This is a genomic window from Methylomonas sp. HYX-M1, from assembly GCF_040741385.1.
In the GTDB taxonomy this organism is placed as follows: Bacteria; Pseudomonadota; Gammaproteobacteria; order Methylococcales; family Methylomonadaceae; genus Methylomonas; species Methylomonas rhizoryzae.
Genome location: NZ_CP160405.1, coordinates 246,196 through 270,050, shown reverse-complemented (window position 1 = coordinate 270,050; position 23,855 = coordinate 246,196). Strand labels below are relative to the sequence as shown.

Below are 23,855 nucleotides of genomic sequence, written 5' to 3'. Positions count from 1 at the left end.
TAATGAATATTCACGAATATCAAGCCAAACAACTGTTCCGCGATTTTTCGATCCCGGTTCCACGAGGAGGGGTGGCGGAAAGTGCGCAACAAGCGCTGCAGGTCGCCCAAAGCTTGGACGCCGCCGCGGTCGTGGTCAAAGCGCAAATACACGCCGGTGCCCGGGGTAAAGCCGGCGGGGTAAAAGTGGCCCGCAGTCCGGAAGACGCCGAAAAACTGGCTGCCGCGCTGATCGCAACCCGCTTGGTGACGCATCAAACCGATGCTGCCGGCTTGCCGGTCAACAGTGTTTGGGTAGAGGAGGCTTCGGCTATCAAAAACGAGTATTACCTGAGTCTGTTATTGGATAGGGAAACGGAACGGCTGATATTCGTCGCCTCCGCCGCGGGCGGCATGGACATCGAAGCGGTCGCTGCGCAAACGCCGGAAAAAATCGTTAAAGTCTGCGTGCATCCGGCCGCCGGCCTGCAAGCTTACCAAGGCCGGCAAATCGCCGCGGCTTTCGGTTTGCCCAAAGCGTTGCATGCGCAGCTGCAAACTATTTTGCACGGCATGTATCAGTTGTTCTTGGCTAAAGATTGCAGCCAAATCGAGATCAACCCATTGATAGAAACCGAGGACGGCCGCCTGCTGGCACTGGACGCAAAAATCAATTTCGACGATAACGCGCTGGCTTTGCATCCGGATATTGCGGCCCTGCGCGACGTAAGCCAGGAAGACGCCAAAGAGGCCGAAGCCAAGCAATTCGACTTGAATTACATCACCTTGGGCGGCAACATCGGCTGCATGGTGAACGGAGCCGGCTTGGCCATGGCCACCATGGACATGGTTAAATTAAAGGGCGGGGCACCGGCCAACTTCCTGGATGTTGGCGGCGGCACCAACAAAGACAAAGTCAAAGAAGCGTTTAAGCTGATACTGTCGGACGGTACGGTCAAAGCAGTGCTGGTCAACATTTTCGGCGGCATCGTCAAATGCGACGTGATCGCCTCGGGTATTTTGGCTGCGGTAGAGGAAATGCACCTGACCATCCCCGTAGTAGTCCGATTGGAGGGAACCAACGTCGAATTGGGGCGGAATATGCTCAACGAATCGGGCTTGGGACTGGTAGCTGCCGCGGATTTGAATCAAGCGGCCGAACTGGCGGTTAAATTGGCGGAGGGCGTAGCGTAATGGCTATCTTGATCGATAAAAACACCAACGTCATTTGCCAAGGCTTCACCGGCAAACAAGGAACATTCCACTCCGAGCAAGCCTTGGCTTACGGCACGCAATTGGTCGGCGGCGTCACGCCCGGCCGCGGCGGCTCCACTCATTTGGGTCTGCCTGTATTCGATACCGTGCAACAAGCGGTAAAGGCAACCGGCGCCAATGCGACCATGATCTATGTACCGCCCTTTTTCGCCGCTGATGCGATATTGGAAGCGGTGGACGCGGGTATCGAATTGATCGTATGCATCACCGAAGGCATACCGGTGCTGCAAATGTTGAACGTCAAAGCGGCCATGCAAGGCAGCCGTTCTTTGCTGGTGGGTCCGAATTGCCCCGGCGTCATTACTCCGGGCCAATGCAAGATAGGCATCATGCCCGGGCATATCCACGTGCCGGGTAAAATCGGCATTGTGTCGAGATCCGGCACCTTGACATACGAAGCCGTGCATCAAACCAGCCGCGAAGGCCTGGGACAAAGCACTTGCGTCGGCATCGGCGGCGACCCGGTACACGGCATGAACTTTATCGACGTGATCCGCCGTTTCCAAGACGATCCGGACACACACGGCATCGTCATGGTCGGGGAAATCGGCGGCAGCGATGAAGAACAAGCGGCGGAATTCATCAAGGCGCACGTGACCAAACCGGTGGTCGGCTACATTGCCGGCCAAACCGCGCCGCCCGGTAAACGCATGGGCCATGCCGGCGCCATTGTCACCGGCGGCAGCGGCACGGCGGCGGGTAAGATCGCGGCGATGCAAGCGGCCGGCGTTAGCATGGTCAGCTCGCCTTCGGACATCGGCGCGGCGATGCGCGCGTGTTTTCCCCAATAATCCATGAGCTTAAAAATCGCTCTCGCCCAATTGAATTTCAGCGTCGCCGATATCGCCGGTAACGTCAAAAAAATAGCGCGCGCCGTCGATCAAGCCAAGCAGCAACAAGCCGACGTCGTGGTGTTTCCGGAGTTGTGCGTTACCGGTTATCCGCCAGAGGACTTGCTGCTGCGCGCCGACTTCGTTCAGGATGCGCAACGCGCGCTAGCCGAACTAGCCGCGCAAATCGACGGAATTGTTGCGGTCATCGGCTATCCGCAACTGCACGGCCGACAAGTGTTCAATGCTGCGGTGGTTGTGCGTGACGGTGCCATCGTCGCCGAATACCACAAGCAAGCTCTGCCCAATTACGGGGTATTCGACGAACGGCGTTATTTCCATGCCGGCCACCGGATCAGAGTGTTCGAGGTCAACCAGGTTAAGCTGGCGCTGGCGATTTGCGAGGACATCTGGCAGCCCGGGATCATCGCCGAAAACCGTGCGGCCGGGGCGGACATCGTGCTGGCGTTGAACGCTTCTCCGTTCAACGCCGGCAAGATGCAAGAGCGCGAGACCATCATTTGCCGCCAAGTGCGAGAAGCGCAAATCCCCTTGGTATACGTGAATCAGATCGGCGGTCAGGACGAGTTGGTATTCGACGGCGCCTCCTTTGTTGCCGACCGAAACGGCGACATCGTGTTCCGCGCCGCCGAATTCGTTGAACAGCTCAGCGTGGTCGAATTCGGCCCTCAAGGTCCGCAGCCGGCCGAGGTAGCCCCGCTGTACCAACCGGTGGTCAGCGAATATCAAGCCTTGGTGTTGGGTATACGCGATTATGTGCGCAAAAACGGCTTTCAAGGTGCGATTTTGGGTTTGTCGGGCGGCATAGATTCCGCTTTGGTGTTGGCGCTGGCGGTCGACGCCTTGGGTGCCGACCGGGTGGAAGCGGTGTCGATGCCCTCGCGTTACACCCTGGGCATGAGCAACGAAGACGCCGCCTTGGAAGCGGCGGCGTTGGGGGTCAAGCTGCATACGATTCCGATAGAACCGGCAGTGAACGCGTTTACCGACATGCTGGCGCCGTTGTTTGTCGGTACCCAAAAAGATACCACCGAAGAAAACATCCAAGCCCGCTGCCGCGGCGTTTTGCTGATGGCGCTGTCCAACAAACAAGGCAAACTGCTGTTGACTACCGGCAACAAAAGCGAAATGAGCGTCGGTTACGCCACGCTGTACGGCGATATGGCCGGCGGCTTCGCTCCGCTGAAAGACGTGTCCAAACTGCTGGTCTATAAACTGGCCGAATACCGCAACGGCATTTCCCCTGTCATTCCGCAGCGCGTGCTGGAACGTCCGCCGTCGGCGGAACTGGCCCCCGATCAAAAAGACGAAGACTCCTTGCCGCCCTATGCGATTTTGGACCCGATTCTGGCCTTGTATATAGAGCAGGATAAATCGGCGGCTGAAATCGTCGCCCTGGGTTACCCGCGCGCAGCCGTGGAGCGGGCAATCGGCTTGGTGGACAGAAACGAGTACAAACGCCGCCAATCGCCGCCGGGTATCCGCATTACCGCCCGCGCTTTCGGCCGCGACCGGCGCTATCCGATATCCTCGGCGTATCGCGGCGCCATGCAACTGAGCGGAGATAAATCATGACCATCAAACGCTGTTTCATATTGATTTGCTCGCTCGGTTTTAGCTTGGCGAGCTTCGGTGCCGAAACGACGTTGTCCGTGCCGATGGATTACCGCTTGATTCGCCAAGTGTTGGTCAGTCAACTGTTCACCGGCAACGGACAAAGCGCCCGGGTATGGAAAGACGCCAAACAATGCAATTATGTCGACTTGGCCAACCCGCAGCTTGCCGGCGCGGATGGCCAGGTGAAAATCAGCAACCACGTGCATGCCAGGTTCGGCGCACAGCTCGGCAATAATTGCATGAAGTTGGTGGAATGGAACGGCATATTGGAAACGCTGCAGGCGCCGACGCTGGACGCCTCCGGCAATGTGTTGAGCTTTCCGGTGACGCACATCGATGCCTTCGACAATCAGGGCCGCAAATTGGACATTGCCCAGTTGCAAGACTTGCTGCAGCAAGCCGTTGCGCCGCGTTTGGCTGCCTTGAAAATCGACTTGGCCAGCGCTCGCGGCGATATCGTCAAAGGCTTGCTGCCTTTCGTGCCGGACGAAAACAGCGAGCAATTGTACGATACCGTCAACAGCTTGCGGTTCCGCAAGGTGCAAGCCAATGCCGGCAACATCGTGCTGGACGTCGCATTCAGCGCCAACCGACCACCGGCCGGCAACTTGGTCAGCGCGCCGTTCAACCCAGAAGAGATGCAGCAATGGCGGCGAGTTTGGCAAAAATGGCAGGGCTCGTTGGGTCAAGCCATCACCAACGCCAAGTTAAGCGGCGGAGAGGCTCAGCGCGCCGGCTTGCAAACCATGTTGCAGAAAGCCGGAGTAACCTTAGAACAAGCGCTGCTGGCAACACCTGAAGCCGCCGATCCGCTACGCCGTTTTTTAAACGATTCTTGGAGCGATCTGACCCCGTTGCTGCGCACTGTCGCCAACCATATTCCGGGCGCTGAGGGGCTACGCTTTTTAACCCTGTTAGCACCGACCGACGTCATGCACGAGCTGGAAACCGTTACGACCCCGCTGGGGTTGGACTTGTCCGCCAACGGATTGCGTAAAATCGCCCGCAGCTATCTGCAACAAATAGAGCAAGGCTAGCCCGATAGTCTCCGGACTCTTGTCTAGCGTTTTGCCCGGACCAACTTATCGTGTATTTGCTTGCCGATGTTAAGCGTAAAATGCCGTAACCCGTCGTGGCTACGGCTGTCGTTGACCGACGCCCAAAAGGCCTGCAAAGCCGGCGAAGCCAGATCTTTCGCCCAGCTTACGCCTAAGCAAACGGAGGCGGTCAATTGACATACGCTGGCTTTAGCGCCTGAGTAGATTTGCCGCCAGTTCAGTTCCGGTTGCCACATTTGGTACAGACTCAAGCCGATTTGAAAATTCAACGACAAACCCATCAGCCCGCCGCTGACAATCAACAAATAGGCGAACCCCGGATTCTCCCTGGTTAGATACCAAGCAAAAATATCGGTCAGCATACTCATAAAAGGAATACCGATCGTCAGGCGTTTCAACCAAACCGGAATCTCGCACAGGATGAATAATCTGCCGACAAAGAACAGAATGAACGCGATACCGAATACGTGGATATGCGACACCCTCACCAGCGAAGGCACCGATGCGCCGCGATCCGATTCCGTTAATTTGACGACGTGTTCGTAACTGGTCAAAGGCGGCACATTCATCCCACTAGCCGGGGCATGACAGCCGAGACAGTCGCGCTGCAATATTGGGGCGATTTGCGATTGATACCAAGCCTGCGGTGCGCCGGCGTCTATCCAATCCAGAATGGCCGACTTATCGGCGGGCGATTTCAAATTTCCGGCCATGGGGCCATTGATGGCTGCGGCCAAACGGGTTTGATCAGGGCTGCCGTGATAAGCAATCGCGATATCCGCCACCGAAATCCCCGGTGCGCCGTCGCGACCTTGATGGGTGAAAAATACTTGCCCCAGCGAAAACAAATAACCCACGGCAATACTGAGTAAAAACAAGCTGTTCAGAATCCGTTCCGATACGGAGATATCGCTAAAACGTTGACAGGTTGCCATAAGCTCACCTCGTGTTTACGAAAACACTTCTAGTAAAGCAAGTAGTGCGCCATGATTTAAGCAATACATTTCAATGTCTTGGCGAATAACCTCGCAATCCAGCGTGAATCAGATGGTGCAACGCGCACCGTTGTGGCAACAATGTAACATTCGTTGTCCTAAGGCAACATCAACGCAAAAACGGCAATAGGACGCCGAACAGTAGGATCAGTGCGGAGCCCAATAACGTCGTACCGTCCGGCACGCGCGCGAACCACAAAACAGCCCAGATCGAACTCAATACCGGCGCCAAATAGCCGACGGCACTCACCATGGCGGCCGGCGCTTGTTGATAGGCGCGCGTCATCGCCATTTGTGCCGCACTACCTAATAAGCCGGCGGCCAGCAGCAACGTCCAGATACGCCAACCCTGCGGCAAGCGATAGCCGTAAACGGCAAAGTAAGCCAGATGCACCATCAATGCCACCAGGCAAAAATAAAAAATCACCGATTGCGGCGAGTTGCTGCGCCCGGCTCGCGCCACCATCAAATAGGCTAACGCCGATAGAAAACCCGCCGCCAGGGCCATGGCTCGGCCCAAATAATCGGCAGGAGTGGCGCTTGGTTGAAACATCAAGCCGACACCGGCAAACGAACCCAAAATTGCCAGCCATCCCAAAAAGCTATTGCTCTGGCCCAAAACCCACGGCCCTAGCAAGGCAACAAATACTCCGCTGCTGGCGGCTAAAAACGCACTTTCGCCCGGCCCGATTCGGGTAATCGCCGTGAACGACAACATCAGTGCGATAGTGCCGAACAAACCGCGTAACCACAACGACGGTCGCTTGTCGCCGATCAGCTCGCCGGCCCGACGGCTTAAACTGGCCGGAATCCACACTACCAACAAGTTACAGACAATGCGGACGAAACTGATTACCGTAGCCGGCAAACTGCCGTCCAATTGGCGAATACCGTACACGCAAGCGTTCATCAACGAAAAGAATATGCAAGCCAGCACCATCTGCAACAGACCTCGACGGGCAATGCTGCATATCCAAGCCGACCGATGCAAGAGTAATAATTTCGAAATCACGGAACTCATCTGAGCAAACAATGGTTTAGTGTACTCGGAATAAGGCTGGGTCTTTATTTACAATAGCGATACACTGCCGTCATGCAATTGCGTGACACTCTGGTACAAGCCGCTAAAGCCGTCAAAACCCAGCCGTTACGCTCAGGCCTGATCGTATTGGCGATGAGCATCGGAGTAGCCGCTGTTTGCGTGCTGACCGCGCTGGGCGACAGTGCCCGGCAGTATGTGGTCAACGAATTCGAGGCTTTAGGCACACATCTGCTAATCGTACTGCCGGGTAGAAACGAAACCACCGGCGGCCATCCGCCGGTTTTCGGCGAGACCCCGCGCGACTTGACCTTGGACGATGCCGGTGCCTTGCTCAAAATTCGCCACATCGCCGCGATGGCGCCGGTTGCCGTCGGTTCGGCACCGATTTCCGCCGGCCGGTTGGAGCGGGAAACCAATATCATGGGTTCTACCCATGCCTTGCTACGGGTGCGGCATTTGAGCGTGGAGCAAGGCCGATTTTTGCCGGAATCGGCAATCGATAGTGAGATGCCGGTTTGCGTCATCGGCAGAACCATCCGCGAAGAGTTGTTCGCCCGCCGTCCGGCAATCGGGCAATGGCTGCGGATTAATGATAGGCGTTTTCGGGTGATCGGCGTGTTGGCAGCCGAGGGTCAGTCGATAGGCGTAGGTTTCGACGAGCTGGTCATCGTGCCGGTTGCTGCGGCGATGGCATTATTTGATAGTCATTCCTTGTTTCGAATTTTGATCGAAACGCCATCCGATTCGGCGATGCGCAAAGCACAAGCCGAAGTGCGGCAATTGATCCAAATGCGCCACGAAGGCGAAGACGACATCACCATCATTACCCAAGACAGCGTAGTCGGCACCTTCGACAAAATTCTCGGCGCGCTGACGCTTACCGTAACCGGCATCGCGGCAGTCAGTCTGACCGTGGCCGGCGTGCTGGTGATGAACGTCATGCTGGTCAGCGTGAGCCAGCGCACTGCGGAAATTGGTCTGCTGAAAGCGTTGGGGGCGACACGAAACCAAGTGCTGGGCTTATTTCTATCTGAAGCCGCATTGTTATCTTGCGCCGGCGCGTTGTTAGGCGCAATTATCGGGCAACTCGGACTCGTGATATTGGCATGGGCTTATCCGGAATTTCCGGTGAGTTTGCCGGTGTGGGCCTGGTTAGCTGCTGTATGGGTCGCATTGGCTACAGGCTTGATCTTTGGCGTACTGCCGGCTCGAAAAGCCGCTAAGTTAGACCCGGTTAATGCCTTGAGCCGAAGGTGAGCATGTTTTGGCAAGACTCGGCAAAATTCGCGCTACGCAGCATTGTCAGTCATAAACAGCGCTCATTGTTAACCGCGTTGGGGTTGATCATCGGCATTGCCGCAGTAGTGATCTTGACCTCTATCGGCCGCGGCGTGCATCACTTCGTGCTGGGCGAATTTACTCAGTTCGGCACCCGGTTGATAGCCGTATATCCCGGCAAAACCACTACATTCGGCTTGTCCGGCGCTACCATCAGCACGGTGCGTCCGTTATCTCAGGACGATGCCGCGAGCCTTGCCGGCATTGAGCAAATCGAAGCGGTAGTTCCCGTCGTGCAGGGAAATGCGCTGGTAGAGGCGGGCCAACGCCAACGCCGTACCACGATTTTGGGCGTGGGGCCGGCCGTTCCGCAGGTTTGGAAAATCGATTTGGAAATAGGCCGATTTTTACCTGACGATAGCTTCAATAGTCCGCGGGCTTTTGCGGTGTTGGGCAGTAAAATGCGCAAGGAATTGTTCGGCTCGACCAATCCGCTCGGCCAACGCATTCGTATTGGCAACGATCGCTTTCGCGTGGCCGGTGTGATGCAAACCAAGGGACAGATACTCGGATTCGATCTGGATGACACCGTTTACATTCCTGCGGGTAAAGCATTGGAGCTGTTCGATCGGCAAGGCGTCATGGAAATCGACGTGCTGTATAGCGACCAAGCCCGCGCCGAAGATGTGGAACGTGCCATCAAACGGCGTTTGATTATGCGGCACGGCAGCGAAGATTTCACGCTTATCAGCCAAAATCAAATGCTGGAAAAGATGGATTCGGTGTTGAACGTATTGACCATGGCCGTGGCTGCCTTGGGCAGCATTTCGCTACTGGTCGGGTCGGTGGGAATATTGACCGTAATGAGCATAGCGGTTTCCGAGCGAGTCACCGAAATCGGGTTATTGAGGGCGATAGGCGCGGACAAATCCACAATATTCCGATTGTTTTTAGGAGAAGCGGTCCTCCTAAGCGCCGCAGGCGGCGTCGGCGGGTTGGTACTGGGCATTGCCCTAGTCGTTTTGGCAGGCCTGTTCGTCCCCGCGTTACCTGTTCAGTTAGCCGGAAGCTATTTGCTTGGTGCTTTTTTTGTCTCGGTTTTTATCGGCATCGCTACCGGAGTAGTCCCCGCCATCAAAGCAGCCAATTTAAATCCTTTGCAAGCATTGAGAGCGGAATAGTTAAGGCCTGAGTCCATAAGCCATGGCTATAAACCTCCAGTATTCGTTGTGTCATTCTAAGTAGCAGCCACACGGAAATCAATTAATTTATTATAAATCAATGAGTTACAATTAATCCGCCGCACGAAGATGTGTTGTCCGGACACCGGTTTTGCCCTATTTCGGGCGAATATCGGCCTGCAAACTGTCAACCGGCGTTGAAAAGTTTCCACCCCAGGTTGTTCAATGCCCGGCTTTTTGCCGGAGAATCCTGGAGTGATAGACGTGGAAGAAGTAGCCGAAATTCGGCGGTTGCATTTTGTGGAGAAAGCGACCGTCAGCGAGTTGGCCAAACAATTCAAATTATCCCGCCCCACCATCCGTAAACATCTCCATACGCTGGATGAACCGGTGTATCCGGTGCGTAAATCCCAGCCCCATCCCAAGCTAGGCCCATTTCGCAATCAGCTTGAGCAATGGTTGGAAGCCGATAGTCGATTAGGATCGAGTGACGTAGATCGGTGCTCATATTGACTAAACGTAAAGCCCCAATCAGCTCGATTATTTGTGTCATGAATTGAAGGGTAGGCCAATTCATCCAAGAACTAGGCGGCGGCAAGTCTTTACAGATTAAACGCCTGCGCTAGCTCGTTGACGATTTGCCGTTTCTGGTCGCGGCCTTGATGGATGTAACGCATCGTGGTCTGAATGCTCTTGTGGCCGGCTAGTTTGGCGATCTGATTGATTTCTTTACCGGCGTCGGACAAGGCTGAGCAGAAGCCGTGCCGAAGGCAATGGAAGGTAAAGCGCTCAATCTTAACGCTGCCGTCCGCATTCAAAACGTCTTTGTCGGAGATATTGGCGGCTTTCAAGGCGTTGCGCCAAGCTGCGCGGAAATCCATCGGTTGCTCTGGAAGCTCGACCGATGGAAAAATCAAGTTCGTACCGACTTCCTGGTGAAGCTTCAATTCAGCAATAACAACCGGGGCAAGGTACAGCTCTCGGCTAGTGCTGTTTTTGGTGTCGCCTAAAAAGGCGGTACCATCTTTGAAATTGATGTCGTTCCAACGCAGATTCATCAACTCGCCTTTTCGGGCGCCGGTGGTCATGGCCATGACCACTAACAGATACAATTTGTCCCAATGCGACAGTTGGCAGGCTTTAATCAAGCGCTGGCGCTCCTGATCCGATAACACCCGATCCCTACGCTTGGTGTCGTCATCGACTACCACGCTACGGACGATGTTTTCATCGACATAGCCACGACTGAGGCCGAATTTGTAGATGCTCGACAGCACTGCCTTTTTACGGTTTATCGTGGTAGTCCGTTCGCCTGCATCGAGCATGTCGTCAACGTGTTCGCGCAAGTCGAAGATGTCGATGTCGGTCATGATGCGGTCCCCGAACACCCTGCACCAGTAATCAACCCGCTGCATCTGGCCTTTGTAGTCTTTCTTTCCTCACCGAGATAGGTATTCATCGCAGACTACGCGAAAAGTCTTGTAACGGATACGTTTACCGGCCTTGATAAACAGCTCGGCGCCGCCCATGGCTTCGATGTCGGCTTCGGTCAGCGCCGACAGCTGAGCCGGCGACATCAATGGAATAGCTTTGATGCAGTGCTCAATGTCATCTGCCCAAACTTGCGCAAGTTTCTCAGTGGGGAAGGTCTTGTTTTTTACGATACCTTCCATCACCGCCTTGAGCCACGAAATAGGTACCGCTGGTTACGCCAATGATTGTGCTGATTGCTTCCATTTGCAGACTATTTGAAAAAACAGGCTGACATCCACCTTTTTAAAGAGGGTAAGTTGTCTTCAGGTACGGCTGCCGCATGGCTGGGTATTGAGCGATTGGCATTTCTAAGATTGGCTTTTGTGGCACGCGCGCTACCCTATTGGAAGATACCGCCGACGATTTTACGCGTGAAACCGCATTACTATGATTGTGCGCCTAATCACGCGCCATTTATGTCCAACAACCTCAGTTCTCCTACAAAACCGGCACTCTCTTCCTTCGACATGTCATTAAACTTCAATGAAATCAGCTGATTATCTGGTTTTATTGTATCGGCAACAAAATCGGCAATAATTTTAGCCATCTGTATAATTAGTCTATGAAAAACAATTCATTAGATTAGTTAAAGATCGGCATGCCAACACCAACCGAAACAATATATTGCATCGAGCCTTGTCTGCTGCAAAATCCGCCGCTGGATGTAGTCGATTTGGTGGCTGAATTGACCTCACTGACTGAGCAGCTAGGTGCCAGATTACATCCCGATGCCGCAGCCAGCCTGGCCGATATGGTGCGAATCATGAATTGCTATTACTCGAATCTGATTGAAGGCCATAACACTCTGCCCCGCGATATCGAACGCGCATTGGCCAACGAACTCGATAACGATCAAGCCAGGCGCAATTTACAGATCGAAGCCAGAGCGCATATTCGTGTGCAAAAACTGATCGACGAGATGCACACGCAAAATGCTTTGCCGGAACCGGCGTCTTGCGATTTTTTGCAATGGCTGCATGCCGAGTTCTACCGAGACGCCAGTGATGAGATGCTGATGATCAAGCAAGGCCAACAAGACTTCAAAATGGTGCCAGGGGAATTCAGATCGTTAACTGTTCATGATGTGGCTGTCGGTCGCCACCTGCCACCCAGCAGTGAAGCGGTGACGGATTTCATGCGGCACTTCGAACAGCGTTACCGGCTTGAAACCATGGGCAAAGGCAGCCGAATTTTAGCGATGGCCGCTGCGCATCACCGTTTGGCCTTTATTCACCCGTTTCCCGATGGTAATGGCCGTGTCAGCCGATTAATGAGCCACGCCATGGGGCTTAAGGCCGGAATCGGCGCATTCGGGTTATGGTCGATTTCCAGGGGATTGGCTCGCGGCCTGAACAGCAGGCAAGAATATAAACAGATGATGGATGTCGCCGATAGCCCAAGACAAGGCGATTTGGATGGGCGCGGTAACCTGTCGCAGCAAGCATTAACCGAATTTGTTAGATGGTTCCTGTCGGTCTGTATCGATCAGGCAAAATTCATGACCTCATTGTTCGAGTTCGATCAACTCGCCAACCGATTGAAAATCTACACCGAAAGACAAGGTTTGCGACCTGAAGCCTTTTTCATTTTGCAGCGGATTCTGTTGCAAGGGGAAATGCCGCGCGGCGAAGCAGAGCGGGTGACCGGCCTGAAAGAACGCAGCGCCCGCATGGTGTTGGCCGATTTGGTCAAGGATGGCATCGTCAATTCACAGACCCCCAAAGGCCCCATATCGCTGCGATTTACCAGCCAATCCATTGACATGCTGTTTCCGAGGTTGTTTGCTGAGAGCTGATGTGTTGAGTTGCTCAGGCGAATTCGGTTTGGCTGGATTTCAATCAGTACACACTGGCAGTCAGAGCGTTTGTGTTCGCCATAAGCCGACGGTCGGTTTGCTAATGTAGACTGGGTTAAATGATAATGAAACCCAGCGTCGAAGGTGATTATTTGAGATATACAAATGATTGTTTTAATGCAAGGGAAATAGATTGTTTTAAAGCTTTTGCTGGGTTTCGCGTTGCTTAACCCAGCCTACGGCCCTAACTTCTATTATATTTTTCGATCATTTGATTAACATTATAGTACATTGCATCTTCATACTTATTTTTTAATTTATCATAAATTTCATCAAAAAATAGCTGATTGTCCTTTCTGTTTTTGTAAATTTCATCTTGAATTCTCCTAGCAAAAACATCATTTTCGATTGAGTCTTTATTTCCAATCAATTCCTGCCAGTATGAGTCCATATCCTGTTTAAGTTTTTCAAGATTTTCAATGGAATCCTTGTTTTCTCTGTATTGCTCTATGCAAAAAGTAAGAATTGGCAATAACGGAGTCGCAACATTGAGCACAAAATTACTAAATGTAATATCTGACAAAAAGCCAAATACAGCTATTACAAGACCAAAAATAACGGAAAATTTAAAAATGTACTTTATGTACTCATTTCTTAAGCCAACATTCCACACAAGATTAGACCTTTGACAAAGAAATCTTGCAACATAAAACGGAACATTTGCCACAGATTTGGCATACCAATCCTTCAACTCTGAATAATTCCTTTTCTCTTTAAACCTTTCGGAAAAAAGTTTTATAATTTCGTTGTCAGGAGGATTACCAATATTTACATCATTCCAATCAAAAGATAAAACATTTGTATCAAATTTTTCTTGTATTTTTGCTGCTAACTCTTTTTTGCTTTTTATTACCGGAACAAATACCAATGTGTTCATAAGGGTTACTACAATACTAAAAAAGGCCAGATGAGCAGACATATCATATTTAAACCACAATAAATCGCTGTTTGTTAGATAAGCGACTATGGAGAATACGGCTATAAAAATTACATTAAAAAACACCTGCCATTTCATATAAAACTTAGCATTGCTGTATAAGTAACGCATTGCCGCCAGGCAATCTAAGTTTTCCGCTCTATTCTGCTTAAGTATTATTTCATTATCCATAAATTTTATTTATCCGTAAGCTGGGAACTCAGAACCGAAAACTTCTCTCCATTTATTTATCGATTCTTTGTGTTTATTTTCATCTTCAAGCCTTCTCGCTTCGCAAGACCTTGTGTAGTCTAAATCTGCTCTACTATGAATTTTTAGCATTTCATCATAGCTTAAGGTGTTTATATTTCCTTGTATCCCTTTTGGATCCTGAACGGTATTAAATATGTTGTCTCTTATGTAACGAAAAACTTCTGGTAGGTTCACATCAACATATTGACTTGCATCGGTTTTGTACTCGTAATGGTTCAATATCATGTTTTCAATTAGATAAGATGACATAGAAGGCATTGTTGGCCTTTTATTCCAATACTTCATTATCCTTATAACATTAAGAATATTTCCATTATTGTTTTGATTAATTTTTGAAGTCCTAGACCTATCTATCCTCGGGTCTGTTTTTTTCCAGCTCCCATTACCATCCGGTATTAGATAATATGTTTTTCCTAAAACATCTTCAGAAGTGAAAAAACAAGGAACAATATCGTAATTCCAATCATAACTTGTTAAATTTAAAACGGCAGCTTCTTGCCTTCTATTTATTTCGGCTTTTTTGTACATTGGAACATTACTCAATCCACTAACATATTTATTTACTACTTTTATTGAATTGAGCGTATCTGTCGACTGATTACACAATGCCTTTAGGTTCTTTGCATCAGGATTTACCGTTATTTCAATTCTATCTGAGTATTCATAGTAAGTTGCTCCTTTTGCATTCAAGCAAATCATCATATCAATATCATCAAGAGGCCTTTTTTTTGTTTTTCTTTCAAAAGAACCAAAATTTATATCTTTGTCAGAATACAAGTCTGGAAATGAGGAATCTTTAGAAGGAAGTTTATGTATTTCATCTATAAGGCTATTCCTACTACTCCGTGCTGTTGAAACTTTATTTCTATCTAAATTTACTTTGTCTTTCAAAAACTCATTAAATGCTGCTGTTACAGTAGTTGCCATGTTTCCCTTGCTTAGCCCGCGTAGCTCCGATTAGCGATAGCGTAATCGGAGGAATGTTTTCATAAAAAAAGTGCGATTACGCTTCGCTAATCGCACCTACATTATCAATGACAGCTTCTGCCTTTTCATTCAAATAATATCTGTCAACTCTGGCTCGACAGTCGCCACTCAATTTTATCCTGAGATTCTATCAAAAAAGGTGACGGGCTTGATTGATGCGTAACCGTTGCCTAGCCCACCCGTTGCGCAAAGCTTTCAATTTGTTCCTGCCGTCGTTGTGCCTAAGTATTGCCAACGCTTGAACCACCGTCGCGCGCTCGGCATCCAAGATATGGAACCTTTGCTCTAACTCGGCGATCTCGTGTTCGAGGTTGTTCATTAATTAAAAAATACCGATCGGTAATGTTTACTTGGCAAAGGGATGGCGCATCTTCTAAAATTCCTGATCGGTAATATAACGACAACACGATGCCATGACAAACCCAAAACCACCGCTCGGTAATATTCAGAATGCCATGGAATTAGGAAAGATGGTTGCCAGCCAGCGTAAAGCTCAAGGTTTAACGCAATCGGATTTAGCCGGATTAGCTCAGACCGGCACACGCTTCATCAGCGATCTGGAAAATGGCAAGGGCACGGTGCAATTCGATAAAGTCATGCATATTCTGAATTTGCTGGGCTTGGATGTTGTGATCATGGATCGGCAATCATGAAACGCTTGGCCGTATTCGCTGGCGACCATTTGGTGGGTCATTTACAGGAAAGCAAACAGTACGAATTGGAGTTCAGCTACACACCTGATTGGTTAGCTAAATCCGATGCTTTCGGACTTTCTCCCAATCTGCCGCTCACCGAACAAACGTTCAGTGGCGACGCTGTCACCGCTTTTTTCGAAAACCTGCTACCGGAAGGCGATGTACTGAATTTCATCAGCAAAGCCGCGCAGATTTCTCAGGGTAATATCTTTGGCTTACTGGAACGATTTGGCGGCGATACGGCGGGAGCTTTTTCGATTTTGCCGGATGACATGGAACCCACCGGCGAGCCGCATTATCTGCCTGTCACGCCGGAAGACATCAAAGCCTGGTTCGAGCGTTCCAGAGGCATTCCGCTGGATATTTCCGGCGAACAGGCGCGCATGTCGTTGTCAGGTGCTCAAGACAAAATGACGGTATTGATCGATGGTCAACGCAATTTGTCGATTCCGCTGGGTGCTGCGCCGTCCAGCCATATCATCAAGCCATCTATTCAACATCGGCAGGATATCCCTCATACCGCAATCAATGAAGCCTTGGTGATGGTCTTGGCGGAACGGATTGGCATGAAGGTCGCAAAGGCTCGCTACGCACCGGAATTAACGGCGGCGATTATCGCCCGTTATGATCGAACCATTGATGATGATGGGCGCTTGCTACGTCTGCACCAAAACGACCTTTGCCAGATTTTAGGCATCTCATCCGGCAAAAAATACGAGGCCGAAGGCGGACCTTCACTCAAAACCTGTTTCGAAGCGGTATTGGCGCATAGCAGTCAACCAGCGCTGGATAAGAAACGACTGATCGAGTGGGTGATTTTCAATGTGCTGGTCGGCAACATGGATGGTCATGCCAAAAACCTGTCGTTAATGACCCAAGGCAAGCGGACACAATTAGCACCATTCTATGATCTAGTCTGCACGGCTGTTTATCCCCATCTAAGCCAGAAATTGGCCTTTAAGATTGGTGGAGAAAATCGCCCTAAATGGTTGATGGCCCGCCATTGGCTGCGGTTTGCCGAGTATGTTGCCGTCAAACCCAGATTTATCGAAAAATTGATGACTGAAATGATTGAGCGGATTGAATCGACATTGCCTAATGTCGTGGTGGAATTAAAGAAGATGATTTCCAATCAAGAAGAATTGCAGATGATTGAGAAGGTTAAAAACCAAATTGACCATTCAGTTGAATTGGTTAAATCCAGAGTCGAATCTTGATTCGGTAAAACTCAATATCCGAGCCAGCAGATTAACGAAGACCTATTTTTCAATGTTCATGCGCTGAATTTCAGAGTCTTCAATAGCAAGCCATTCAGTGATTCTCTCGCTGTATAAAAATCGGTGTGCGACTGGGCTGATCTTGAATGACATTCAGATTACTACATTAACTAATGCAGAATATTTTTCGCTTCACAACTACCCACTATAGAATCAGCGTTTTCCCTGAGTCTTTTATAAATCCCAGTGTTCTTTGAGTCTGAACGGCAACACTTTTTTCGTCCCCTAACCGGCAAACGCCGAGAGTTGGTGGTCGCCTGTTTGCGTGTACTGTACGAGCGCTTGCACGGCCCTAGTGCGGATTATTCACAAAACCTGACGCGCGATGCTTTAAAGGATTTGCTGAGTGCGTCTGTGCAAGGCTTGATGAATGATTTGGCGGTTGACTGTATTCAGGATGGTGACGAGCTTTCTGCGTTAGATTGCGCTGACGATCAGCAACTAATCACGGTGCTGATTCGTACCTTATTAAAAGACGGCTGGCTGGAAACCTTTGGTGACCGTTCTGGATTGGTTACGGCTTATCGCTTCAGTCGCGCGGGCAAACTCTTTGCCGAAGCGTTGTGGTCGCTGGATCGTATGCGCGCTCGTAGTCGTCAACGCAATGTACGCAGTTGCCGCAATGCGCTGGAAGCCGCCCGTAAAAATATCGACGCTTATGATTTGATAGACGCCTACGACTACGCGGAAAAAATCATCAGCGACTTATCGGAAGGTGTGGATTATTTTCAGGAACTGGTGCGTCGTTTGATGAGCGAAGCATCCAATACACCCTGGGACGAATTCATCGAGTTTCTGGATCGCTTTGAAAAAGAGTTCAAAAAGCAACTAACTGCCGACAACGTGGATCGCCATCGTCAGGCCATCCTCGATAACTTAAGTCGCTTGCGTAATTTGGACAGCAGTAAATTCCAGGCCTTTGAAAATCAGTTACAGGATATTGCCAGTTGGGCCGATGCCGAACGCGGTGATAGCAGTATTTTTGATTGGCTACTGGATCGAATTGAAGACCGGGTAGAAGTCGCCTGTACCGGCAAACATCCTGAACTGATCAAGGCCATGAATATCTACATGCGCCGTGCCGCCAGTATTGTGCAGCAAGCCTTGATGCTCCAAGGCGGACAAAGTCGGCAAGGTTTCAGTCGGGCAATTGCCCAAGTGGCGGCTCTGGAAGGTGATGATCAGACGCAATTTTTGCAGGCCTTGGGCGCTTCTATTGCCGCCAGCGAAGTACGCTTATTAGACCCATCTGCTTTTAAATTACGCAGTGCCTCGCAGCGCCGCAAGGCCTTGACTGTGACTGCATTGCCCAAAATCAGTCGTGATGCACGATTGAATGCGGCCATACAACGCGCTGAAGCAGCGGCGTTTACCTTGTCCAATCAGGATGTGGTGAATTTCATACGCGGTGAATTGCGGTTGCGGCAACGGCCCATTCGCTTGTCCAGTCTGCCGGTTGAAACCGTCACCGATTTATTACAAAACATGCAAATGGTGGAAGCAGTACGTGCTGCCCGCGATGAAAGTCTCACTGCAACGCAATTGCCCAGCCAACTGCAAACTCCTTACTACACCGGTAGTGACTACCAAATCCAACTGAACCATGCCCCTGACTCAAAGCCTTCTTGACCGTTTGCAGCCGGAAAACCTAAAGCTGCAACGTTTTCAGGAAATCGTTGCCCGTTTGTTTGCCTGGGGCATTATTGTGCGCGACGAAGACGGCGTGGAACAGCGCTGTTACGACGATGCCTGCCGCATCGAAAACTTATTGGTTGAATACTTTGCGCTTGCCGGTTTTCGGTTAATCCACGATCTGCAAAACGAGTTTTTCCGGTTGTACGCGCCTGGTGCGCAAATTCCCGGCATGGTCGAAGACGATGTCGATGTCGTGGCCTCGTTACGTGCGCGTTTATCTGCGGATTTTGTCGCAGCGGCGCTGGCTTTACGGTTTTTATATCAGCAGGGATTGGTGGAAGGCGGTAGCCGCCTCAGCGATGCGGGTGAGATTCTGATTCGTTTTGACGAGTTGGCCACCACTTTGCAAACTCAGATCAAACGGACATTGCCCGACAATTTGGGCGACCGCGAGCGCTTGCTGAAAGACTTGAAACGCCACCGTTTGATTCAGTACAACACATTGTTTTCCATGCAAGATGAAGATGCTTTGATCGCAATCAGGCCGACCATACTGGGTATTATCAGTGAGGATGTGCTGGCAGCCGCTCTGGAAGCCGAAGGGCAGATTGAAGTTACCAGTGAGCCGGATGGCAGCGGAGAGCAGGCATGAAGCTGGATAAATTAATTTTGGTTAACTGGGGTTCATTGCGCAGCGATGAATATCCGATGGGTAATATGACCTTGTTGACCGGTCCTACCGGCTCCGGCAAATCCACCTTGCTGGATGCCTTGCAAACGGTGATGACCGCCGCCCACCAAAACATCTACAGCTACAATCCCGGCCAAGACGAAACCACCCAAACCTCGCGCAGCAGCAAGAGCAAGCGCACGCTTTGGTCGTACATCGTCGGAGCCGAAGACAATCTGTTTGCCCGTCCCAACGGTGCTCATGGCTATGTGGCTGGCGTGTTCAAGCCGGATACGGGTGAAGATGGTAAGCCATTTACCGCCTTGATTGCGGCGGCGGCGCGGGTCGACGGTTCCGGCGAACGTCGTCAGGCGGTGCAGGAACGTTTGGCCTTGTTGCTCATTGACGATGCGGTATTAAGCTTACCGGATTTGGTCAGCATGGACGGTGGCGAGCAGCTCTGCGTGGTTGAGGTTGAGAAAATCGAAAACCATTTGAAAGCCAAGTATCCGCAGGTGTTGAATTTACGTGATGCCAAGCGCGAATATCTGTGTCAGCTGTATGGCCGGTTTCGCGGTCAGCGCAATGTATCGTTTCAGGAAGCCGAACTGGCCGCTAAAGCATGGAGCCAATCGATTGCCCATAAACCCATTGGCAGCGTCGACGAGTTGGTCAAAACCCAGATTCTGGAAAACGATACCCAGCAATTGCCACAACGTATTGGACAAATCAGTGAGCTGATGCGACAGGTCCATAATCTTCGCCAGGAAGGTGATCGTCTGAAGGACAATGTACTGCGTCTGGAACGGGTGGAAAAGCTGATCGATCAGGCTAATACGGCGTATGAATCTGCCTTGCAGTATCAACTGGCTTTGTCGCAGCGTAATTTGCTACATGACCAGGAGCAAATCGATCAGGCAACCAGGGCTATCGTCGAACTGGAAAAAAACATTCACAGCGCACAGACCCAGATTGAGGGTTTAAACCGTGACAAAAAAAGCCTGTACGATAGTCAAGTACGCTTGGCCGCACGTTTAAGTGGCATTGAGGCATCCAATCAAAAACGGCACATTGAAGACCGGCTTAGCGCTGTATTGGCCCAAGCCAATGCCGCCGTTCTGAGTCTAAACACGTCGTTGCAGCAGGCCAGTCAATTGCACAGCACGGCTTTGAGCATTATTGGCATGGCTTTTCCGCCTGCCAAGCGAGAATTAGCCGAGGCCGCACAAACCCTGGCAGATATGCTGGCAGCGATTGAGCAAGCACCGTTAAATGAGCTGACACAACAAGTGACACAGCTTTGTCAGCAACCACTAGCCGACGCGCATCTATTGTTGCAGGTGGTGCGGATATTGGACGGCATGGAAGCACGGTTCCAGCAACTGCATCAAGTGCTAGCCGGTACCCAAAACAGCTTTCAAGCCGCAGTGCATAGTCAACTGGGGCAGTTACAAACTCGCCAGGAAAAAGCCAAAACGCAAGAACGACAATTGGCCGATCGCAAAGCCAACCTGGCCGAAGGTGGCGCGGATTATCCTCATCACATCGCCCGTGCGCTGAAGGCCTTTCGTACTGAGCTACCCGCTGCGCGTGCGCAAGTATTGTGTGACTTGATCGAGCCCAAAGGTCAGCAATGGCAACCGGCGATTGAAGGCTATCTGGCCGGAGCCCGTTTCAACTTTGTGGTCGATGAAGCCTGGGAAGCGCGCAGTATCGAGTTCGTCAAGCAAAAGCATCTGAATGCCAAAATCGTTCAAGGAGCTTTATGTAAACAAAAAGCCAAGCCGGAGTTGTTATCAAAAGACTCGATTGTTCATGAGCTGCATACCGAGCATCCCATTGCCTATGCCTATTTGGTGGATCAATTCGGTCCGGTAGTTAAAGTCGATACGGTTGAACAATTACGTTATACCCCACGGGGATTGATGAGGGATGGCAATGCCTCTGGCTCGCGCACCATGTTTACCTCTGAAACCGACAATTTAGTCTTTGGTAAAGAAGCGCAGTTTCAGGCCCGACAGAAGGCCATGGATGACTACATCAGGGCCGAGCAGGAGTTACAAACCTTAAAAACCGAAGGTACACAGCTCAACGCCTTACTGGGCTTGTTAGTAAATTTACAGCCCCCCAGCTTTAGCGAGGCTGCCAAGCTAGAGCAGGCTTTACGCGATCACGAGGCAGCACAGGCCGATTTGGCACGTCTGGATTTAACGGAAGTGCAACTGCTGGAAACCGAGAAAGATACGCTAGATCAACAGATGTCCGCCTTGGAACAACAGGTGCAACAGCACACGCTGAAAGCCGGAAAATTCTTGCATGACAAGGAGCAGCAACACAACACCCTGAGCCTTTTGCAGCGTGGTCTAGCCGCCAAACAGCAGAAAATTGAAGATGATTTACAACCGATTCAATGGCTGAGCATGGTCAACCAAGCACTATCGTTAACCAACATCCAACAACAGGTGGATGAACTGATGGTGAGTGCTTTATCCAATCATGAATTGCAGGATAAACACCGCACACAACTGATTGAGGCCACGGCAGCCTATGGTCGCATTCATGAAGGCATCGGCGATTACAACGTGCATGCACGTGGTCATGAGCAACTGCATTTACCGCACGATCATCAGATGCGTGACAGTGACTTTGCGGCGCAATATCGCCAGCTAATTCAATTATTGGAAGGCTTACGTCAGCAATTGCAGGAGCAGCGCGAGATTGGCTTCGTCAAAAATCTGGATAAATTGCGCACCGCCGAATCGTCCTTCAAAGACGTGTTCACCAAGCAATTTTGCTATGAGATCAGGAATAGTGTCGATCAAGGCGTAAAAACCCTGAAAATCCTCAACACCGAGCTCGGCAGACTGAAATTCGGCACCGATCAGTTCAAGCTGGACTGGTCGGTGTGGGTGCCAGAATTCAAGGAGTATTACGACTTCTTCTGTGCGGCCTACGATTTGTCGGAATCGCAGGATGCCGGGGATTTGTTCGACAATCAGGAACTCAGTCAAGAACAGTGCCTAATCCGTGATCGATTGGTCCGACTATTGCTGGCCGATGATCAGGAACAAGCCTTGAAGGAGTTGCAGCGGGTCGCTGATTATCGCAATTACCGCCGTTATGAAATCTGGAAAGACTCGGACAGCGGTTCGCGCGTGGCATTATCTGAATGGGGTACGGGTTCCGGCGGTCAGCTGGAAACACCGGCTTACATCATTCGCGCAGCTGTCGTCACCAATCGCCTCAAGCATTTCGATAAGGGTATGAATCTGAAATTACTGGTCAACGACGAATCATTTGCCAAAATGGACGAACGCCGCGCCCATGATGTCATCCGTTTTATCCGCGACAGTCTGGACATGCAATTGATCTGCGCCATGCCCACCAAACATGCCGGTGCCATCAAAACCGAATTCAACAAGGAATGGAGTTTTACGCGCACCGAGGCAGAAGGCAACGGCGAAGTGGATTTCATCTCGGAAGCCGATGAGCGCGATTTGCGTCCCGACAAGCTGCGTGAGCTGTGGGAATTGCGCCGCCAGCAAGTGCGTCAGCAAACCTTGTTGGCATTTGAGGCCGATGAACAATCGAACGCATGAATAGACCACATTGGCTGAATCAGCCAGACGTTCAATCGCTGCTGCATCGCTTGGTCGATAAACTCGATAAAGCCGACGACAAACCGTTGCGCCCAGTGAAACTCGATCGCAAAATTTTGCCCGCATTGTTTGATGCCGAGTTCGAAGCCGACAAAGAGGTTTATTGGTCATACTTAATGCAAATGCAGCAATGGGGCTGGCTGGCGATCAGAACCGACAAGACCCAACCCGGCAAAGCGCAATACGAATTAAATCCGCGTATTGAGATCGTTGATCCGGCGTTGTTACGCCAAGTCACCGAGCGCCCGCAACCGGTTAAAAGCTCGGCCCAGCTATGGCGTGATGCTGTGTATTCAAAATTGAATGTGGATGAAACCATTCGAGAGCAAGTTGCGGGACAGAAACTGGAAATCGCAGGCAAAACGGCAGCAGACATCGTCGAGCGGCTCAATCTGCTACCCAACTTAATCGATGAGCCTTTACTGTTACGCGAAGTCTCGGCCCGCCTATTCTGGGGGCAGTCCAAGGTGTTGGATAATCGGCAAGCTATGATCGCCACTTTGCTTAATGTGGATGAATGTCCGTTTCCAGAGTCGCCGATCCAATTACAGGTTTATTTGTCCACAACACCCTTTAGCGGCGTATTGTTCATCGAGAATCTAGCGACCTTTGAAAAAGCCAGTCGCGACACAACCACCCGTTTTGACGGGTTGGCTATCGTCTTTGCCTCTGGTTTTAAAGGCAGCGCAAAGCGCTTGCGCACGATTTCTGGCGTATCGGTGTATTTCGCGGCCCATGGGCATTTGGCACATCAAGATTGCCAACGTTTTTGTGACTGGCTAATCCATGATTCAGAGCAACTGCCTGTTTGGTTCTGGGGTGATTTAGATTATTCGGGCATGCAGATTATAAAATCGCTGCGCCACTCTTTTGAGGGGCTCGATGCCTGGCAACCCGGCTATCAACCCATGCTGAATGAGTTACTTGCTGGCAATGGTCATGAAGCAATTGCCGCAAACAAGAGCAAGCAAAAGTCCATTGATTCAACTGGTGCCGAGTATGCCGATAACATTTTGCTATCGGCACTTGCTGCTGCCGGTAAGTTTTTAGATCAAGAATTTTAGTGTTAATCGCAAGTTT

21 protein-coding genes are annotated in these 23,855 nt (G+C 50.8%); 14 read left to right on the top strand and 7 right to left on the bottom strand.

All coding sequences use genetic code 11. The features are described 5' to 3' along the window. Positions 1-2: 2 nt before the first annotated feature. Genes sucC through AB0A83_RS01185 form a run of 4 tightly spaced genes read left to right on the top strand, consistent with a single transcriptional unit; the run spans position 3 to position 4,758 of the window. The gene (gene sucC, locus AB0A83_RS01200) at positions 3-1,172 is read left to right on the top strand and encodes an ADP-forming succinate--CoA ligase subunit beta (protein WP_150046150.1); all 1,170 of its coding nucleotides are present in this window, start codon (positions 3-5) and stop codon (positions 1,170-1,172) included. Next, on the top strand, positions 1,172-2,044 hold the full coding sequence (sucD, locus tag AB0A83_RS01195; RefSeq protein ID WP_150046149.1) for a succinate--CoA ligase subunit alpha: 873 nt from the start codon (positions 1,172-1,174) through the stop codon (positions 2,042-2,044). Before sucC ends, sucD begins: the two co-directional genes overlap by 1 nt. A gap of 3 nt (positions 2,045-2,047) precedes the next feature. Beyond that, positions 2,048-3,679: an NAD+ synthase gene (locus tag AB0A83_RS01190; protein ID WP_150046148.1), complete on the top strand. Its 1,632-nt coding sequence runs from the start codon at positions 2,048-2,050 to the stop codon at positions 3,677-3,679. Further along, positions 3,676-4,758 carry a hypothetical protein gene (locus tag AB0A83_RS01185; RefSeq protein WP_150046147.1) on the top strand — a complete coding sequence of 361 codons (1,083 nt, stop codon included), beginning with the start codon at positions 3,676-3,678 and terminating at the stop codon, positions 4,756-4,758. The genes AB0A83_RS01190 and AB0A83_RS01185 overlap by 4 nt, the downstream gene beginning before the upstream one ends. Before the next feature lie 23 nt (positions 4,759-4,781). On the opposite strand, the gene AB0A83_RS01180 is transcribed toward AB0A83_RS01185, so the two are convergent. Further along, positions 4,782-5,714 carry a hypothetical protein gene (locus AB0A83_RS01180; protein ID WP_232056737.1) on the bottom strand — a complete coding sequence of 311 codons (933 nt, stop codon included), beginning with the start codon at positions 5,712-5,714 and terminating at the stop codon, positions 4,782-4,784. Positions 5,715-5,883: 169 nt separating this feature from the next. After that, positions 5,884-6,795 carry a DMT family transporter gene (locus tag AB0A83_RS01175; protein WP_232056736.1) on the bottom strand — a complete coding sequence of 304 codons (912 nt, stop codon included), beginning with the start codon at positions 6,793-6,795 and terminating at the stop codon, positions 5,884-5,886. Between the two features lie 72 nt (positions 6,796-6,867). Here AB0A83_RS01175 and AB0A83_RS01170 point away from each other — a divergent pair, with 72 nt between their 5' ends. The 3 genes from AB0A83_RS01170 (at position 6,868) to AB0A83_RS01160 (ending at position 9,788) form a co-directional block, all read left to right on the top strand. Continuing rightward, entirely contained in the window at positions 6,868-8,073 is a 1,206-nt protein-coding gene (locus tag AB0A83_RS01170; protein ID WP_150046146.1) for an ABC transporter permease, read from the top strand. A gap of 2 nt (positions 8,074-8,075) precedes the next feature. Next, entirely contained in the window at positions 8,076-9,275 is a 1,200-nt protein-coding gene (locus tag AB0A83_RS01165) for an ABC transporter permease (protein ID WP_150051716.1), read from the top strand. Positions 9,276-9,500: 225 nt separating this feature from the next. After that, on the top strand, positions 9,501-9,788 hold the full coding sequence (locus tag AB0A83_RS01160; protein ID WP_367155204.1) for an ArsR family transcriptional regulator: 288 nt from the start codon (positions 9,501-9,503) through the stop codon (positions 9,786-9,788). 89 nt (positions 9,789-9,877) lie between these two features. On the opposite strand, the gene AB0A83_RS01155 is transcribed toward AB0A83_RS01160, so the two are convergent. From AB0A83_RS01155 to AB0A83_RS01145, 3 genes are all read right to left on the bottom strand, one after another. After that, entirely contained in the window at positions 9,878-10,645 is a 768-nt protein-coding gene (locus tag AB0A83_RS01155) for a tyrosine-type recombinase/integrase (protein WP_367155203.1), read from the bottom strand. Between the two features lie 69 nt (positions 10,646-10,714). Further along, entirely contained in the window at positions 10,715-10,951 is a 237-nt protein-coding gene (locus tag AB0A83_RS01150; protein WP_367155202.1) for a hypothetical protein, read from the bottom strand. 260 nt (positions 10,952-11,211) lie between these two features. Next, the gene (locus tag AB0A83_RS01145) at positions 11,212-11,355 is read right to left on the bottom strand and encodes a hypothetical protein (protein WP_367155201.1); all 144 of its coding nucleotides are present in this window, start codon (positions 11,353-11,355) and stop codon (positions 11,212-11,214) included. Between the two features lie 51 nt (positions 11,356-11,406). Between AB0A83_RS01145 and AB0A83_RS01140 the strand changes: the two genes are divergently transcribed. After that, a complete protein-coding gene (locus AB0A83_RS01140) occupies positions 11,407-12,603 on the top strand; it encodes a Fic family protein (RefSeq protein WP_367155200.1) in 1,197 nt (398 codons plus the stop codon). Positions 12,604-12,847: 244 nt separating this feature from the next. On the opposite strand, the gene AB0A83_RS01135 is transcribed toward AB0A83_RS01140, so the two are convergent. Continuing rightward, complete coding sequence (locus tag AB0A83_RS01135; protein WP_367155199.1) at positions 12,848-13,771, bottom strand: S-4TM family putative pore-forming effector; 924 nt, start codon at positions 13,769-13,771, stop codon at positions 12,848-12,850. Positions 13,772-13,780: 9 nt separating this feature from the next. Next, positions 13,781-14,779 (bottom strand): hypothetical protein, encoded by a 999-nt coding sequence (locus AB0A83_RS01130; RefSeq protein WP_367155198.1) that lies wholly within the window; start codon positions 14,777-14,779, stop codon positions 13,781-13,783. 473 nt (positions 14,780-15,252) lie between these two features. Between AB0A83_RS01130 and AB0A83_RS01125 the strand changes: the two genes are divergently transcribed. The 6 genes from AB0A83_RS01125 to AB0A83_RS01100 all read left to right on the top strand — a co-directional run bounded on the left by AB0A83_RS01125 (position 15,253) and on the right by AB0A83_RS01100 (position 23,839). After that, positions 15,253-15,492, top strand: coding sequence for a helix-turn-helix transcriptional regulator (locus AB0A83_RS01125; RefSeq protein WP_367155196.1), 240 nt, complete (start codon positions 15,253-15,255; stop codon positions 15,490-15,492). Next, positions 15,489-16,751: a type II toxin-antitoxin system HipA family toxin gene (locus AB0A83_RS01120; protein WP_367155195.1), complete on the top strand. Its 1,263-nt coding sequence runs from the start codon at positions 15,489-15,491 to the stop codon at positions 16,749-16,751. The genes AB0A83_RS01125 and AB0A83_RS01120 overlap by 4 nt, the downstream gene beginning before the upstream one ends. 246 nt (positions 16,752-16,997) lie before the next feature. Next, a complete protein-coding gene (locus tag AB0A83_RS01115) occupies positions 16,998-18,440 on the top strand; it encodes a Wadjet anti-phage system protein JetA family protein (protein WP_367155194.1) in 1,443 nt (480 codons plus the stop codon). Then, positions 18,415-19,098: a DUF4194 domain-containing protein gene (locus AB0A83_RS01110; protein ID WP_367155193.1), complete on the top strand. Its 684-nt coding sequence runs from the start codon at positions 18,415-18,417 to the stop codon at positions 19,096-19,098. Before AB0A83_RS01115 ends, AB0A83_RS01110 begins: the two co-directional genes overlap by 26 nt. After that, a complete protein-coding gene (locus tag AB0A83_RS01105) occupies positions 19,095-22,715 on the top strand; it encodes an ATP-binding protein (RefSeq protein ID WP_367155192.1) in 3,621 nt (1,206 codons plus the stop codon). The genes AB0A83_RS01110 and AB0A83_RS01105 overlap by 4 nt, the downstream gene beginning before the upstream one ends. Next, positions 22,712-23,839 carry a hypothetical protein gene (locus tag AB0A83_RS01100; RefSeq protein ID WP_367155191.1) on the top strand — a complete coding sequence of 376 codons (1,128 nt, stop codon included), beginning with the start codon at positions 22,712-22,714 and terminating at the stop codon, positions 23,837-23,839. Before AB0A83_RS01105 ends, AB0A83_RS01100 begins: the two co-directional genes overlap by 4 nt. Positions 23,840-23,855: the final 16 nt, after the last annotated feature.